General features: G+C 51.9%; 15 protein-coding genes. 8 read left to right on the plus strand and 7 right to left on the minus strand.

Annotated elements, in window-relative coordinates:
• Positions 1-213: 213 nt before the first annotated feature.
• The 4 genes from HMPREF2804_RS01420 to dnaA form a co-directional block, all read right to left on the minus strand.
• Positions 214-882: a DciA family protein gene (locus HMPREF2804_RS01420; protein WP_083308321.1), complete on the minus strand. Its 669-nt coding sequence runs from the start codon at positions 880-882 to the stop codon at positions 214-216.
• Positions 879-2,090, minus strand: coding sequence for a DNA replication/repair protein RecF (gene recF, locus HMPREF2804_RS01425; RefSeq protein ID WP_070626976.1), 1,212 nt, complete (start codon positions 2,088-2,090; stop codon positions 879-881). Before recF ends, HMPREF2804_RS01420 begins: the two co-directional genes overlap by 4 nt.
• Before the next feature lie 66 nt (positions 2,091-2,156).
• Positions 2,157-3,284 (minus strand): DNA polymerase III subunit beta, encoded by a 1,128-nt coding sequence (gene dnaN / locus HMPREF2804_RS01430; protein ID WP_004005928.1) that lies wholly within the window; start codon positions 3,282-3,284, stop codon positions 2,157-2,159.
• A gap of 614 nt (positions 3,285-3,898) precedes the next feature.
• Positions 3,899-5,560 (minus strand): chromosomal replication initiator protein DnaA, encoded by a 1,662-nt coding sequence (dnaA, locus tag HMPREF2804_RS01435; protein WP_070626977.1) that lies wholly within the window; start codon positions 5,558-5,560, stop codon positions 3,899-3,901.
• Positions 5,561-6,005: 445 nt separating this feature from the next.
• Between dnaA and rpmH the strand changes: the two genes are divergently transcribed.
• The 8 genes from rpmH (at position 6,006) to HMPREF2804_RS01475 (ending at position 12,364) form a co-directional block, all read left to right on the plus strand.
• On the plus strand, positions 6,006-6,143 hold the full coding sequence (gene rpmH / locus HMPREF2804_RS01440) for a 50S ribosomal protein L34 (RefSeq protein ID WP_004005930.1): 138 nt from the start codon (positions 6,006-6,008) through the stop codon (positions 6,141-6,143).
• A 64-nt stretch (positions 6,144-6,207) separates the two neighbouring features.
• Positions 6,208-6,612: a ribonuclease P protein component gene (gene rnpA, locus HMPREF2804_RS01445; RefSeq protein WP_083308322.1), complete on the plus strand. Its 405-nt coding sequence runs from the start codon at positions 6,208-6,210 to the stop codon at positions 6,610-6,612.
• Positions 6,593-7,039 carry a membrane protein insertion efficiency factor YidD gene (gene yidD, locus HMPREF2804_RS01450; RefSeq protein ID WP_048752400.1) on the plus strand — a complete coding sequence of 149 codons (447 nt, stop codon included), beginning with the start codon at positions 6,593-6,595 and terminating at the stop codon, positions 7,037-7,039. The genes rnpA and yidD overlap by 20 nt, the downstream gene beginning before the upstream one ends.
• A gap of 54 nt (positions 7,040-7,093) precedes the next feature.
• Positions 7,094-8,122 carry a membrane protein insertase YidC gene (gene yidC / locus HMPREF2804_RS01455; RefSeq protein ID WP_013398156.1) on the plus strand — a complete coding sequence of 343 codons (1,029 nt, stop codon included), beginning with the start codon at positions 7,094-7,096 and terminating at the stop codon, positions 8,120-8,122.
• 29 nt (positions 8,123-8,151) lie between these two features.
• The gene (locus tag HMPREF2804_RS01460) at positions 8,152-8,706 is read left to right on the plus strand and encodes a Jag family protein (protein WP_070555415.1); all 555 of its coding nucleotides are present in this window, start codon (positions 8,152-8,154) and stop codon (positions 8,704-8,706) included.
• Entirely contained in the window at positions 8,707-9,339 is a 633-nt protein-coding gene (gene rsmG / locus HMPREF2804_RS01465) for a 16S rRNA (guanine(527)-N(7))-methyltransferase RsmG (RefSeq protein ID WP_070626979.1), read from the plus strand.
• A 504-nt stretch (positions 9,340-9,843) separates the two neighbouring features.
• Positions 9,844-10,680, plus strand: a complete 837-nt coding sequence (locus HMPREF2804_RS01470; protein WP_004005936.1) for a ParA family protein — start codon at positions 9,844-9,846, stop codon at positions 10,678-10,680.
• A 211-nt stretch (positions 10,681-10,891) separates the two neighbouring features.
• Complete coding sequence (locus HMPREF2804_RS01475) at positions 10,892-12,364, plus strand: ParB/RepB/Spo0J family partition protein (protein WP_070626980.1); 1,473 nt, start codon at positions 10,892-10,894, stop codon at positions 12,362-12,364.
• 597 nt (positions 12,365-12,961) lie between these two features.
• On the opposite strand, the gene trxA is transcribed toward HMPREF2804_RS01475, so the two are convergent.
• The 3 genes from trxA to HMPREF2804_RS01490 form a co-directional block, all read right to left on the minus strand.
• On the minus strand, positions 12,962-13,288 hold the full coding sequence (gene trxA / locus HMPREF2804_RS01480; RefSeq protein ID WP_048755435.1) for a thioredoxin: 327 nt from the start codon (positions 13,286-13,288) through the stop codon (positions 12,962-12,964).
• A 15-nt stretch (positions 13,289-13,303) separates the two neighbouring features.
• Positions 13,304-14,335: a thioredoxin-disulfide reductase gene (trxB, locus tag HMPREF2804_RS01485; protein WP_070626981.1), complete on the minus strand. Its 1,032-nt coding sequence runs from the start codon at positions 14,333-14,335 to the stop codon at positions 13,304-13,306.
• A gap of 256 nt (positions 14,336-14,591) precedes the next feature.
• Positions 14,592-15,827, minus strand: coding sequence for a hypothetical protein (locus HMPREF2804_RS01490; RefSeq protein WP_048755437.1), 1,236 nt, complete (start codon positions 15,825-15,827; stop codon positions 14,592-14,594).
• Positions 15,828-15,888: the final 61 nt, after the last annotated feature.

A 15,888-nucleotide genomic window follows, 5' to 3' on the forward strand; every position in this document is an offset into this window, starting at 1 on the left:
CGCAGCATCAGCATATTCTCTACTATTCTACCGAATTTCACGACTTTACGCCCATATTTTAAAGGGTGTGGAACGGCTTATTTCGAATATACAGCCTTCTAAGGCTTTTCTGAGCATACTCACCCCGGTATGCGGTAGGGGATATATACCGTACCTTTATCTTCGTTTCCGGCGATTTAGGCCCTTATGACGCAAAAGTGTCAAATAAGCGGGTTATCCGTAGGTGTCTCGTACCCCTCGGCCTCCCGGTGCCCGTTTAGGACCGCGCGATGCCCAGCGCCCGTTATTCGGCCCGTAAATACGGATGTTCGTCACCACGCCTTCACCGAGTTCACGCGCGAACATCTGCACAATTTGATTACGCATGAGCCTAAGCTGCGTTGCCCACGCGGTCGAATCACACTGCACATCGACCACGGCATTCTCAAAGCGCGTGGGTTTAGCATGCGTGGCAAGTTCGGGCCCAACAAGTTCACTCCATCGCGCCATGACGCTGGAGACCGCCACAGGCTCTTTCCACCCACGAGAACGAATCAGGTACGAGATCACGCCGTCAAGCGGCTTCGGATCGCGAGAATCTTCTCCAGAGGCGGTATAGCCGCCCAACACGCGCATATCAACCCGTTGGGCGCGAGGTTTTGTTCGTTTCCCCGGTTCGGCGCTCATGGCAGAGCCAAATTCACGAAGAATCTTTTTTGCGGAGAATGCGTTGAGTCGCCCCTCGCCGCGGGCTGCTGCGGCGGCGCGCATCCGTTCTACTATGGCGGCGGGGGCATCGACCTCATCACGATAGTATTCTTGCTCGGGATCAAGTGAAGATTCTTCATGATTCGACGGTTGCGTGCCTATTTCCTCACCGTCATCCCAGAGTTTCTCGCTCATGAGGACAAATCCTCAGTCTGCGGTGTGTCTGTGGTTTCGGGCGCATATTCGGCGTGAGCGGCACTCACCCGCACTAAACGGTACGTCCCCAGCTCCTCGGGGATATCGCTCAGGACGGCACTGGTGAGCAAAACCTGTTCTGCCTGGGCTACTAAAGCACCGAGACGGTGACGTCGTTCTGAATCTAGTTCGGCAAAAACATCGTCAAGAATAAGAATGGGGGAGGACCCGGGAGAATCGTCGTCGGCACGATGCACAAACCAGGAAGCCAACCGTAAAGAAAGCGCAACCGACCAGCTTTCCCCGTGAGAGGCAAATTGTTTAACAGCTAACCCGCCCAAAAGCAGCGTTATATCGTCCCGATGCGGTCCCACCAGAGTCACCCCGCGTTCCAGTTCGGCGGCACGACGCTCGCGCAAGCGCTGCGCCATCGCATCTTTAATATCGTCGATGCTCATACGCGAAACATGTTCGAGCCCTCGCTCGGTGATCTCGGGAAAAACCGTCGAATCGTAGGTAAATGAGATGTCCTTTGACCCATCGGTAAGCCCGGCGTAGGCGCGCCTCAGGTGGGGAAGCAGAAGCCATAGAACGCGAAATCGTGCTGCGAGGAGCTGTGCCCCTAGCTGAGCCAATTGTTCCGACCACACATCAAGGGTGTGCATCGCGTTTTCATCGTCTGCCGCCAAGGAACCGCGGCGCTGCAATGTTTTCAACAGCGAATTGCGCTGGCGCAAAATGCGTTCGTATTCCTGACGGTACCCGGCAACAACGGGTCGCAGCGAAACCGCTAAATCATCAATAAAACGACGTCGCCCCGCGGGTTCACCCTTGACGAGCTGCAAATCTTCGGGCGAGAACAACACGGTGCGCGTAATCCCTAGGGCTTCACGGGCGCGCACGGGAGCGGCTCGATTGATGCGCACCCGATTGCTCGCCCCGGGTGCTATCTCGAATTCGGTGACCGTTTGTTGTGAACCGCGCACCGTGCGCACACGAATATAGGCTCGGGATGCGCCCACCCGCACGAGCGGACCATCATGGCTTACGCGGTGCGAGGAAAGATTCGCGGTGTAGTCGATAGCCTCAATAATATTGGTTTTTCCAACACCGTTAGGCCCTAAAAAAACGGTAACTCCGGCGCTCAGCGGTAGGTTGAGAAGGGGGTAGGTGCGGTAATCAAGAAGCGAAAGATGATCAAGATACACAATACCCCCTTCTATAAAAACGAATGTTTATTCTAATTTTCTATGCCCCGGCGCCAGAATGCGCGATTAGTTAGCGGGCAGTCGAATCGGTTGAACCAGGTACCGGTAGCTAAGATCTTCTTCACTTAGCGGCTCATCCTGACCGGAGAGCACGGCAGGTTTAGGAGCCTCAGTAAAGGAGAAACGTACAAAGTCGGTATCGAAGGCACCCAACCCCTCCGAAAGGTACGTGGGGTTGTATGCCACCGTAATTTCGTGACCGTCCAGCTGCGCGGGCATCGATTCGGATGCGCGAGCCTCATCGCCACGCCCGGCATCGATCGAGACCTGTCCGTCTTCGGTGAACTGTAGACGCAGGGGAGTGTTACGTTCCGCCACGAGGGAAATACGGCGCGCCGCCTCCGCCAAATCTGATGTACGAACCACAGCATGAACCGCGGTTTCGGTTGGGAAGAGGGCACGAAGATTCGGGTACTGACCGTCCATGAGAACACTCGTGGTTCGGCGGGATCCCGCAGAGAAACCGATAAGATCGCCATTTTCAGGAAGTGCGATAGAAAGCTCTCCTGAGCTTGAGAGGGTACGCCCCACCTCGGTCATGGTTTTGGCCTTGAGCAGAACCGCAGCCTCAATTTCAGGGTTCTCAGGATTCCAGGTAATTTCGCGCATTGCCAGGCGGTACCGGTCGGTAGCAAGAAGAGTCATGGTTGAACCGGAGATTTCCAGGCGAATACCGGTAAGCAACGGCAAAGTTTCGTCTTTGGAAACCGCGATCTGAACCTGGGAGACAGCCTTAGCGAATTCCGCGCCATCAACAGTACCGGAGATCTGCGGGAGTTCGGGAAGCTCCGGATAGTCCGCCACCGGCATACCCGCCAGCTGGAACTTTGCGGAGCGACAGGTCATAAAAATTGTGGAGTCATTAGCCACGAACTCGACATCTGCGTTAGGCAGCGAGCGGCAAATTTCGGCAAGCATCTTACCCGGTACTAAACAGGTTCCTTCCTGCTCTACCGACGCCTCGATCGTCTGCTTGGCACTGATTTCATGATCGAAGCTCGAAATAGAAACCTCACCACTTTTAGCTTTGATGAGAAGGCCGTTGAGCACGGGAGAGGTGGGACGAAGAGGTAGCGAGCGTGCGGTCCAACCAACCGCCTCGGCAAGTACGTCACGTTCAACGGTAAATTTCATCAAAGAGCCTTTCGGTGATGAAGCAAACGGGTTTGAAAAAAACGATGATGAGCTCACGGATGCGTATGGAATTGAGAACCCGACATCGTGCGTGTGTAGTTTATGCAAAACTGCATAATCCATCCTACCGGATACAGGTTCGTCAAGGAGAGGGTACAGGTTAGTTCCGCTCAGAGGGTTTAGAAAATTTTGTAATTACATCTTTAGAAAGGTAGATCATGCAGTACAGCTTCAGAAGGTTATGAAAATTGTAATTACAAAAATCTGATGCTGTTGTCTCGCTACCATCGTCAAAATAGTTGGATACTGCGTTCGATTGGACCTGCGTGGGTGCGCTTCATGTTATGTGAGGGTGTTTTCTTTAAAGTACAGTAATGTTAATAACCCCTGTGGATATCGTGGAAAAACCAGAGTTCCCCTGTAAAATCAAGGAAATCACCTGTGGATATTAAGTGGACAAAAATTAGCGTTTCTGAGGATGTATTGTGTATGGATATTTATACATCTACCTTCGTCCACACATCATGAATAATCATGCACTTAATATCCACTTAACGCCCCGGTTTAACACACACGTTATCCACAGGCTGTTTAAACCTTGAAATTCCGGGGAACTACCGACTTTCACGCTGATCCTGCTTGATTTTGTTCGTCAAATCGGTGACCTGGTTAAAGGTAGTGCGTCGTTCGGCCATTTGTGCTCCCACCTTCCGTACCGCGTGCATAACCGTGGTGTGGTCGCGGCCGCCTAATTCCTGCCCGATGCGCGGCAATGACATATCTGTGAGCTCACGCAGTAAGTACATGGCAATCTGACGTGCATTTGTAAGGGTTCGAGTGCGGGACTTTGACCGTAAATCTTCTAAAGTCACATCGAAATAGGAAGCCGTAGTCGCCAGCACTTGCCCCGAGGTAATTTCGGTGTCGCCCGCATCTGTAATGAGATCCTTGAGCACAACTTCGGCTAAAGCAACATCGACGGGCTGCTTATTGAGCGAGGCGAATGCCGTTACACGAATGAGCGCGCCCTCCAACTCGCGGATATTCGCCGTAATATGCGATGCAATATACTCCATCACATCATCGGGAACGTTGAGCGATTCACTCTGTGCCTTCTTGCGCAAAATAGCGATACGAGTCTCCAACTCGGGAGGCTGAACATCGGTAATCAGACCCCACTCAAAGCGCGAACGCATACGTTCGGCAAATCCAGTGAGCTGTTTTGGTGGCAGATCAGAAGTAATCACAACCTGCTTTTGGTGATTATGCAGGGCATTGAAAGTATGGAAGAACTCTTCCTGCGTATGTTCTTTACCCGCCAAAAACTGGATATCGTCAATCAGAAGCATATCGACATTGCGATAAATCTGCTTGAAAGATGATCCCTCATCGTCACGAATCGAATTGATGAAATCGTTCGTGAACTCCTCAGAATTTACGTACCGCACGCGCAAGCTCGGGAAAAGATGCTTGGCATAGTGCCCAATCGCGTGCAGGAGGTGGGTTTTACCCAGCCCCGAATCGCCATAAATAAAGAGGGGATTATAGGCTTGGGCGGGGGACTCTGAAACAGCAAATGCTGCGGCGTGTGCAAAGCGGTTAGACTGACCAATCACAAAAGTATCGAAAGTGTAATTTGGGTTCAGACGTGCCGAAGAATCCCAACCGGAATCCGAAGAAACAGCGGTATGAGTATCCGCGGCTGGGGAAGAAATATCCTCAGTCTCTGTAGGAGAAGAAATCGGCTGAGCGGGAACGGCAGAGTCCACGTGATGCTGCGTGTGTACTTCGGAAAAATCGGTGGGGGAGGGGGAAGAACTCTGCGGGCGCTCGGCAAAAATGGCGGGATCAACCGGTGAAGCTGCCGGTGCATCGGCAACGGGCACATCCGCAGTTTGATGAGGCGGTACAGGGGTGTGGAGCTCGGCCTCAACCTCATGAAGCGGGGGCATAGGAGAATCGTCTTCGACCTGCTGTATTGAAGGCGAAACCGTCTGAGATGTTTGCGCAAGCGATTCATCAATCGTGAAAGCCTCTGATACACCGGGACCAAAAACGGTGGTCAGAGCCTGTTGGAAGGGTGCCTTGAGCTGAGACTGAAAAATATTGCGGGTTAGTTCGCTGGGAACGGCAATCAGAAGAACAGTTCCCACGAAAGCCTGAGGCTGCGCAAGACTCACAAAACCACGCAGACGCTGAGAGACCTCAGAATTCGCTTGCAGAATGCTTATGACCTGTTCCCAGCGTTCCTGAAGCTGCGTGTGCTCAGCGTTCATCAGTGATTCCCCTCGTAAAGATGACAAAGATATGTACCGATTCTACCGTAGGTTATACACATCATAAACAGCTTATCCACAGGAGTTATACACAATGTGGAAAAAATGTGTCTTTCCTGAGGATAAACGGTTGAAAAATTCTTGAATTTCATTATTTTTCCTTGATATATCAAGGAAATTAAGTGTATAACAAGGATGTGGAAAACTGTGGATATGATGTTTTAAAGACCCGTTGAGAACACCTGTGGATAGTCTAATCCCCACAACCTGGGGATAACCTGGGGTTATGTGTGGGGCGGATTAACTTGCTTTGTAGCATAGACTCTTCTAGAGTTGTTCTGTTGTATGTGTACCGCCTACCTCGAAGTGTCGAGGTACCATCGGGCACGAAAAAGCTTAGAAATCCTAACCAGCGGGCTAGGATTTTGTGTCCAAGGAGATAAGTATGAGTAAACGTACTTTCCAGCCGAATAACCGCCGTCGTGCGAAGAAACACGGTTTCCGTCTTCGTATGCGTACTCGTGCCGGTCGTTCTATCCTGTCGAACCGTCGTTCCAAGGGTCGTTCCAAGCTTTCGGCATAAAGAACTCAGCAAAACCCGCTAACGCATTCGTGTTAGCGGGTTTTCCACTACAGGGAAGGAAAACGTGCTGCCAATCCAGCACCGGATGCGCACCAGCTCCCAATTTTCCGCGACTTTTCGTTCCGGTACCCGCTCAGGGCGCCGGAACTTAGTTGTATATACGGCTCAAAAACCCGGAAATACAACCAGGATAGGTTTCATTGTGTCAAAAGCCGTTGGAAATGCTGTGACTCGTAACCGTGTTAAACGGCGTTTGCGTGAACTCGCTGCCGCAACCGTTAGCACCTACCCGCAGGGACTGTATATTGCCGTGCGGGCGCTTCCCGCATCCGCTGGAGCGAACTGGGAAGAATTGCGCGCAGACTATCGAGGTGCCCTAGAATCCTCTCTGAAAAAACTTGACCGTCAAGATCAACACTGCAATATTGAAAACCGTGGGGGAGGGGACTATGAACCATCGTCGATGTGATGAGCGTTTTCACCCTCATCACAGCAGCACACATCATCCCCACACACATCAGCTTGATCCCGATGAATGCCTCGCACAAGCGCCCCATGAGTTTGTGCATCCGGTATCTTTTCTGCATGCGGTCTATACCCTGCCGCAGAATATTCTGATTGGGCTTATTAAGGCTTATCGTAAAGTCGTATCCCCACTCTATGGGGATGTGTGCCGGTATTATCCGACCTGCTCCGCCTACGGGTTGGAAGCGGTCACCACTCACGGAGCCCTCGGCGGTCTCAGCTTGACCGTGCGGCGCATTCTGCGGTGTAATCCCTGGGCAACCGGCGGAGTCGATCCCGTCCCGCCCGGAAAACGGACCTTTGCTTCCGGTCAGGAACCTAAAATTATGCTCCTGAACCATCCCCTAGAAACTCACTCGAACAACCACTAACGGTTGTCGAGATTCCTACGAAGACTTAGCCGAGTCATAAGGAGAAAAACTCCCGTGAACATTTTTGACATGATCCTTTGGCCCTTTAAATTGGCCGTGTCTGCGGTGCTGTGGTTCTTCCACACGATCTTTACCAGTATTGGTATGGATCCGTCCTCAGGCTTTACCTGGGTGCTGTGCATTATTTGCCTGACTCTCGTGATGCGTGCCGTAACCATTCCCCTATTTATGCGCCAAATTAAGTCGATGCGCGGTATGAACGCCATGCAGGGTGATATTGCAAAGCTGCAGGCCAAATACAAGGGTAAGAAAGATCAGCTTTCCCGCCAGGCTATGGCACAGGAACAGATGGCACTATTTAAGAAGCACGGCACCAGCCCCTTTTCATCCTGTATGCCGATTATCGCGCAGACGCCGATCTTCCTCGGTCTCTATCAGGTGCTCATGGGTGTTTCTGGTGCGGCTGCAAACAACGAAGATATTCTGCTGCTTCCTGCGGAACTGGTTAAACAATTCAACGAAGCCTATATCTTTGGGTCACCCATCTTCTCGACCATGATGAACCCCGGCAACGGCAATCATACCGCCACCGTTGCCCAGGCCATCATCATGATTCTGCTCATGAGCGGTACCCAGTTCTTCATTCAGAAACAGCTCAGTGCCAAGAACATTTCCGAGGCAGCTAAAAGCTCCCCGATGTTCCGTCAGCAGCAGATGATGATGTACGTTTTTCCTCTTATCTTCGCGGTTACAGGCGTTAACTTCCCCATTGGAGTGATGTACTACTGGACCGTCTCAAACTTCTGGGCTCTCGGGCAGCAGTGGTGGGTTATCCGCAATAACCCGAATCCCGGTTCTCAGGCTGAGAAGGAGCTCAACGAACGCCGTGCCGCTAAAGGTCTGCCCCCCGTTGGGAAAACCAAGGAACAGCACGAAAAAGAGCTTGAGGAGGCGCGTGAGCGTGCCGCCGCGGGCCAGCGTCAGCAGCCCATGAGTAAGAAACGCCAGAAACAGCAGCAGCGTAAAGGCGGCGGGCAGAACAAATCGAGCAATAAAAACTCGAATAAGCCGAAACTCAACTAAACACAGCATCGATAAATTCAAGGAAAACCATGACTGAAATATTTGAAGAAACCGCAGAATCGCCAAGCACCGCATCGGAAACTGAGGCTGTCGAAGAAATCGACGAAGTCAGCATGATTGAGGAAGAAGGGGATATCGCCGCTGACTACCTCGAAGAACTTCTCGATATCGTCGATCTTGACGGAGATATTGATATTGAGGTGCGCAACCAGCGCATCTACCTCTCGGTGGTCAATGATGAAGATGGGAACGAAGACCTGCGCCACCTTGTCGGTCGCCGCGGTGAGGTCTTAGACGCTCTGCAGGAACTCGTGCGCCTGTCGGTTCTGGCCGCCAGCGGCAACCGTTCGCGTCTTATTCTCGATATTGCGGGTTACCGTGCACAACGTCGAGAACAGCTTACCGAAATAGCCCTCGACGCCGTCGAGAAGGTACGTGCCTCCGGCGAAGATTTCCACCTGAAGCCATTGGGTGCCTATGAACGCAAGGTTGTACACGATGTGGTTGCTGAACAGGGGCTCTACAGTGAATCCGAAGGCGAAGGCACACGTCGCCATGTGGTGATTTCCCTTCCGGAGGCGTAAATGACGGTTCCTTGTGAAGGTCAAGACCTTGTAGCCGCTACCGCAATTTTTGGCGATCGTCTGCCTCTAGCACAGCGTTATGTGGAACATTTGGCGACGACGGGGATTGAGCGCGGACTCATTGGTCCGCGTGAGGTACCGCGCCTTTGGGCTCGTCACGTGCTCAACTGTGCCGCTGTGCAGGAATATATCGCCGAAGGTGCATCCGTGGCGGATGTAGGCTCTGGAGCGGGTCTACCGGGGCTTTGTCTGGCTATTGCCCGCCCCGACCTTGCGATCACGCTCATAGAGCCTCTGGAGCGCCGCGTGATATGGCTTCATGAAGTGGTTGAGGATCTAGGCCTTGAGAATGTAAAAATTCTGCGCTCGCGTGCCGAGCAGGCTGTCGGGCAGGTTGAAGCCGATGTGGTGACTGCTCGCGCCGTATCTGCGCTGGTGGGTCTTGTGGATATTACCCTGCCGATTTTGCGCGGTACCGGTGAGCTTCTGGCTCTCAAAGGGCGTTCTGCACGGGAGGAAATCAAGAAGGCTAAGAAGAAACTCAACCGTTTCGGGGCTCGCGAGACTGAAATCCTGACGGCGGGGGAGGGGCTGCTGGATGAGCCCACAACCGTTGTGCGAGTTACACTCTAGTCTCGATAAACTCTGAAGCTGCGAGCTTCATAGGGGTTGAAGATACATCCGAGAATGTATCTTCAACCCCTTTTCTTATGGTCTTTATTTGATACCGGAGAAAGAGTTTGTGGTACGTGAGAGATGAAGGGGAACTTTCGGCGGGGCACCGTAGTTTTTCGTGAATGTGGAATATTAAAAATGAGTAATAGAAGTTGTATAAATTTTCCTGGCTGAGAGGTTGATAATCGGTTCATGATGCTGTGCTGAGAGTGAATACTTGGGGATGAAATCATAAATTTTCGTGAAAAAATACGAATCCTAGACAACTTCTCGAGGGTGTACGTGGTATATCGCTGTTTTGACAGGTAATCTTAAAGAGGAACGCGCAGACCGGAGACAGCATCGGTGTTTCACGTGAAACATCCTTGATGCTCTTTATTCAATGTTTCACGTGAAACACGGTGTGCGTATCTTTATCTGGCGAAAGACACATCAACCATCAGCATCAGGCGCGGAGGATATATGACGATCACCCCCGGTGGCTCGACGCCGCCTTTACTGCCCAAGCCCCCACATACACGCGTCTTTACCATCTCGAATCAGAAGGGTGGAGTCGGTAAAACGAGTACCGCCGTGAATATTGCGGCCGCCCTTGCAGAAGCGGGAATGAACGTTTTGGTCATTGATAATGACCCCCAGGGAAATGCTTCGACGGCTCTCGGTATTGAGCATGGCGTGGAGCTTCCCAGTACTTACAACACTTTGATTGACGATACTCCGCTTTCCGATATTGTGCAGGAGTGCCCCGATCTCGACAATCTGTGGTGCGCGCCTGCGAATATAGACCTTGCCGGGGCAGAGATTGAACTTGTTTCGGTCGTGGCACGTGAGAAACGCCTTAAAAACGCTCTGGAAGACTATACTGAGTGGCGTGCCCAGCAGGGGATGGGGCGGCTCGACTACGTATTTATCGACTGCCCGCCGAGCTTGGGACTGTTGACCGTTAATGCTTTCGTGGCGGCAGAGGAAATCCTGATTCCTATTCAGTGTGAATACTATGCCCTGGAAGGTTTGAGCCAGCTGCTCAAGAACATTCAGATGATTCAGAAACATCTGAATTCCAATCTAGAGATTAGTACGATTCTGCTGACTATGTACGACGGACGTACCAATCTTGCATATCAGGTAGCGGAAGAGGTTCGGGAACATTTCCCGAAGGAAACTCTACAGACCAAGATTCCGCGTTCTGTACGAATTTCGGAGGCGCCGAGCTACCAACAGACCGTTATTAGCTATGATCCAACGTCTACCGGTGCTCAGGCCTATCGTGAAGCGGCGCAGGAAATTGCGCGCCGCTAAGAAGGAATACGGAGCATATAAATGCTCTGAAATATCGGCATATCAGGACTGGTAATTACTCCGATATTCTCCATAAATAAACTTTTTGAGATTTATATCTAGGGAAATACCGAATTTTCTGAGCGCAGATTTTATGGTGCTGCAAGGTTCATATGAAGTGTAATCGGCATGCATGAGAGCGGTAGGAAATTTGGTGTGAGGAAGGAAAAACATGGCAGAGAAGCGACGGGGTCTCGGAAGGGGACTGGGTGCTCTCATTCCCAACAATACGACGCCTGTTGTGACTGCTTCCGATGTTGCCGAGAAAGAGGCGGAAAAGAAGGTAGCGGCGACTCGCAAACCTCAGCAGGAGGAACAAGCCGCCGCATCCTCAGCAAAACGCCCGAAGACTCGCAACGTAAAGCCGGAGCCGCAGAAAAAATCTGCCCCGAAAAAGGAACCGTCTGCGACAACGAAACGGACAGAACAGCAAGAGAACCGCATCTCTTCGTCGCAAAAGGCTACGGATCCGAAACCTCAGGAATCTTCTGCTGAGACTCGGAAACCTTCTGGTTCATCGAAACCGCAAAAGGTTTCTGCGATTAAGATGCCTAGTCTTAAAGCCCCTGCCGTGAAAGCGGGGGAGAAAAAAGAAGAGAACGTACACGTCTCATCTGCTTCTTTGTCCGCATCGCAGCCTGTGCAGAAATCAGATGTTTCACGTGAAACATTGTCTCAGCCTCGTGAAGTTCAGAAGAAGAAACCTCGTATGGATATGGGTGCGGCACTTCGCAATACGACGTTAACACGCCGCCCGGTAGATTTCTTCTTTGGTGAAGAAACGAAGGAAGCTGAGGAAGAAGGTAACAGCAACCTCGTACCCGTTCCTGGAGCTCAGTTCGCAGAAATCAAAGTTTCTGATATTCACCCAAACCGCAAACAGCCTCGCGTTGATTTTGATGAGCAAGACATGGCTGAGCTCATCCATTCGGTTCGCGAGATTGGTGTTCTGCAGCCTATTGTGGTGCGCCCTTCACGCGAGAAAAATGCCGAAAAATATGAGTTAGTGATGGGCGAGCGGCGTTGGCGCGCAACCCAGGCTGCGGGTCTAGAAACTATCCCTGCCATTATCCGTGACACGCAAGATATTGATCTGCTTCGAGATGCCCTGCTGGAAAACCTGCATCGTAGCCAGCTGAATCCCATTGAAGAGGCGGCTGCATATCAGCAGCTTATGGAAGAGTTCAGTACTACCCAGGAGCAGCTTGCAAAGCGTATTGGGCGCTCTCGCCCACAGATCTCAAACACGATTCGTTTGCTTAGGTTGCCTCCTCTCGTACAGCGCAGGGTAGCGGCAGGCGTTATCGCTGCCGGGCATGCGCGCGCTCTGCTGACTTTAACCGATCAGGCAAAGATAGAGACCATTGCTCAGAAGATCGTGAATGAAGGGCTTTCTGTGCGTGCTGTTGAGGAGCTTGTTGCCCATGCGAGCGAAGCTCCGGCAGAGAAAGAGCGGAAGACCCCGCAGCCACAGAAGCATCACGAGCGATTGGACTATATTGCGGATGCGTTCGCCGACAAACTGGATACATCGGTTAAGATTTCGCTCGGTGCTCGTAAGGGTAAGATGACTATTGAGTTTGCTAATGTCGAGGATCTCAACCGCATTATTCGGGTTCTGGATTCTGATTTCAAAAGTTCTTAGTTCATGCGATAGTTTAGAATCCTTCCCCGCATAATCTACTGGGGGTGGTGATGTTTCACGTGAAACATCACCACCCCCAGCCTTGTATAAGGCGTGTATATCTGGTTTAGTGAGCATCGTGGCGGGTTGTTTCCTTGTCCATCTGCCATTGTCTCCGGATAAGAAGAGCTCACAGAGATCTGGAGCATGTGTGAAAACGGTAGGTATACGAGTCTTTGTGGGACCTACAGCGGTGTATATAGCAAAGCAGGGGAGTGGCACGAGGACTAATAAAACGAATTCCGATCTGAGGGTAATTGTGAGTCTGCGCATCCTTTTATGGATATTGAGGATTGCAAGGATAATTATCGAAACGAGCTAAAATCCCCACGTTTTCGACACGATGGAATGGTTATAGGAAGAACTGTACCGAAGTCATACAGAGATTCACGGGTAGTATCTTCATAAGATATTCTTATCTAAAATACAACCTCAAAAAGTATATAAAGTGTTTTTAGCTCTGTAAACGAAGCAGGTATAAAGATAGAAGGTGTGGATGTTTCACGTGAAACATCCACACCTTCTATGAGTTTCTGAGGATGAAGACTTGAAGAAAACCTACTTTATGTATTCCTCAAAATCAGCAATGAGTGCCTGTTTGGGGCGGGCTCCTACGCTCTTCTTCACGACCTGCCCATCTTTGAAAAGGTAGATCGCGGGGATAGAAGTAATGCCGTATTCCATAGCGGTGTCGCCGCTCTCTTCGACATTGACCTTTACGACATCGACCTTCTCGCCATATTCGGCGGCGATTTCATCGAGGACTGGGGCGACCATGCGGCAGGGACCGCACCATTCGGCCCAGAAATCGACGATCACCGGTTTGGAATTTTCCAGAACCTCAGCCTTAAAAGTGGCATCGGTTACTGCTTTTGCATTGCTCATATCTGTTTCTCCTGACTAAAGGTTTTCGAGGTAGTGCTGTGCGTCGAGTGCTGCTACCGCACCCGAACCGGCGGCGATAATCGCCTGACGGTAGGTTGGATCAATGACGTCGCCCGCGGCGAAAACGCCGGGCAGAGAGGTTTTTGATGAGCGTCCCTGAACCGCAATCGTGTTCTGATCGGTAATCTCCAGCTGATCCTTAACCATCTCGATACGCGGATCAGACCCGATGGCAATGAACAGTCCGTCGAGCTTCATATCGCGGGTAGCGCCAGTAACGGTATCGGTCAGAACGACCTCTTCCAGCTTGGAATCGCCGTGAATTTCGCTCACCACGGAATTCCAGAGAACTTCAATCTTGGGGTTGTCGAAAACGCGCTGCTGCATAATATCGGATGCGCGCAAAGAGTCACGGCGGTGGATCAGGTAGACCTTGGACGCGTAGGTGGTGAGGAAGAGTGCTTCTTCCAGAGCAGAATCGCCGCCGCCTACCACCGCGATTTCTTTATCTTTGAAGAAGAAGCCATCGCAAGTTGCGCACCACGAGACGCCGTAGCCAGAAAGTGTATCTTCACCTTCAACACCCAGCTTGCGGTACTGCGAACCGGTTGAAATAATAACGGTTTTCGCCAGGTGCACGGAACCGTCGGAGAGAATAACCTTCTTAATATCGCCGTCGAGCTCCAACTTTTCGACATCCTGGTAGCGAATATCCGTGCCGAAGCGCTCCGCCTGGGCACCGAAATTGGTCATGAGCTCAGGCCCCTGGATTCCCTGCACAAAACCGGGGAAATTCTCGACTTCGGTTGTAGTCATGAGAGCGCCGCCGGGGGAGAGGGAGCTTGCGAAGAGTACCGGCTCAAGGTTGGCACGCGCCGCGTAGACGGCGGCAGTGTACCCGGCAGGGCCGGAACCCACGATAATAACGTTGTGGACCTTCTGATCGCCCTCAGAGGCCGTTTCTTGGGGGGTAGAGGATGCGGCAAGGTTCAGACCGCCGAGAGCGGCGCCTCCGAACAGATTGCCCAATGTATTTTCAGTGCTCATTCTTCTCTTCCTCAATTTTCTGCTGATAGTCGCTCAACGCAACAGTATCCCCAATTATTCCATTCTGGGGGCGGCTAATCCATATTGACTGGGGTCGAAGTAAAAATGCCGGGTACCGAAGAAAAATGTGACATTTTATGTTCAGGGTTGCACCCGACGGAGAATACTGGTCGGGAGGTCTTGAGAGAGTGAGATCGAGGCAAAATAAATGGCGCATCCCCATGTATGAGGATGCGCCACTCGTTGAGGCTATACGCTACTCGGCCTTAATCTCGCCAATGCGCAGACCATAGCTGTACCCTGCGATAGGCTGCGAGAGCTTGGGTGCTTCATCGAAGACGATGATGATGTAGCCGCCCTTATCGGCAGACTGCTTGTCCTTATCCAGCTCAACCGTGACGTCCTGCCCAGAGAAGCTTCCCTTGCCAACTTCGGTAGCACCGCTCATCGAGGCTTGGTTATTGGTGTATACGGTGAAAGAACCGCCGGAACCGCCCGTCTGCTGAATAGTTAGTTTAGAGACAACCGTGGGAGACTCTAGTTTAGCGGCAAGCCCGAATTCCTTGACGACACCACCGAAGGCGGGGCTACCAAAACCATAGCTGGACCAGGTGCTTGAGGGGCTACCATCGGTCAGTGCAGGAAGACCGGAATCCATATCCGCCATAAAGTTAGGGTTGCTCGGCACCAGACGCGATACGGAGGTAACCTTTACTGGGGCGTTGGAGGCGCTGGGCGATGCCGACGGGGAAGCTTCCTCAGATTCTGTAGACCCTGCCGTAGCGCTTGTGCTCGCCGAGGCGTTCTTACCTTTGACCGGATTCGATGCATGATTCGATCCCAGACCGGTCAGCGTGGTGAGCACGCCACCGGCAACAATGACCAATAGAAGTACGGCGGCGAAGGCAATAGCCCAAGTTCCGCGGTTTGTACCCTCGTCTTCGTCGTCTTCATAGACGCCGTCATCGTTCGGTCCGGAGACCATAGGTGCAACGTTCATCGAGGGGATCTGTGAGACCTCCCAGGCCTTTACGGCGCTGATGGCGGAGGTTTCGGAACCCACCATTGGGATGTTCTCGTAAGTTTGCGGTGCGGCACCGGTAAGGCTGTCACCGAAGATTTCGGCCCCGAGTGCCTCATCAGGGTTGCCGTCGGGAGAGACCGAGGGGTTGTCGGTCAGTAGGGTGTCAAGCAAAACATCCGGGCGGCTGTATGAGGTCACCAGGTATTTATTGCCTTCGGGGGCGATTCCCATATCGAGAATCTGAATGTTGTAGCGGCTATTGACCGCCAGCGCCCGCGAATTCTTCTCCAAGAGGTGGCTGCGCACGGGAGAAGCCACCACCACCGAAACCTTACGGTTCAGAATCTGATCCTTACCTTCGAGGATCATATCTGATTCGGCGGTGATGATAATCTGTGCGGTGATTTCGTAACGGCCACCCAAAACGGTTCCGACCGGAATCTGCTGCGACAAGTTCTCTCCCGTCATGTATTTTCTCGCCTATAGTTTAGTAGGCCCTTCCAAAGATTTTACCCGGATTACGCCGGAT

The organism is Rothia sp. HMSC065G12 (assembly GCF_001811455.1).
Lineage (GTDB): Bacteria > Actinomycetota > Actinomycetes > Actinomycetales > Micrococcaceae > Rothia > Rothia dentocariosa.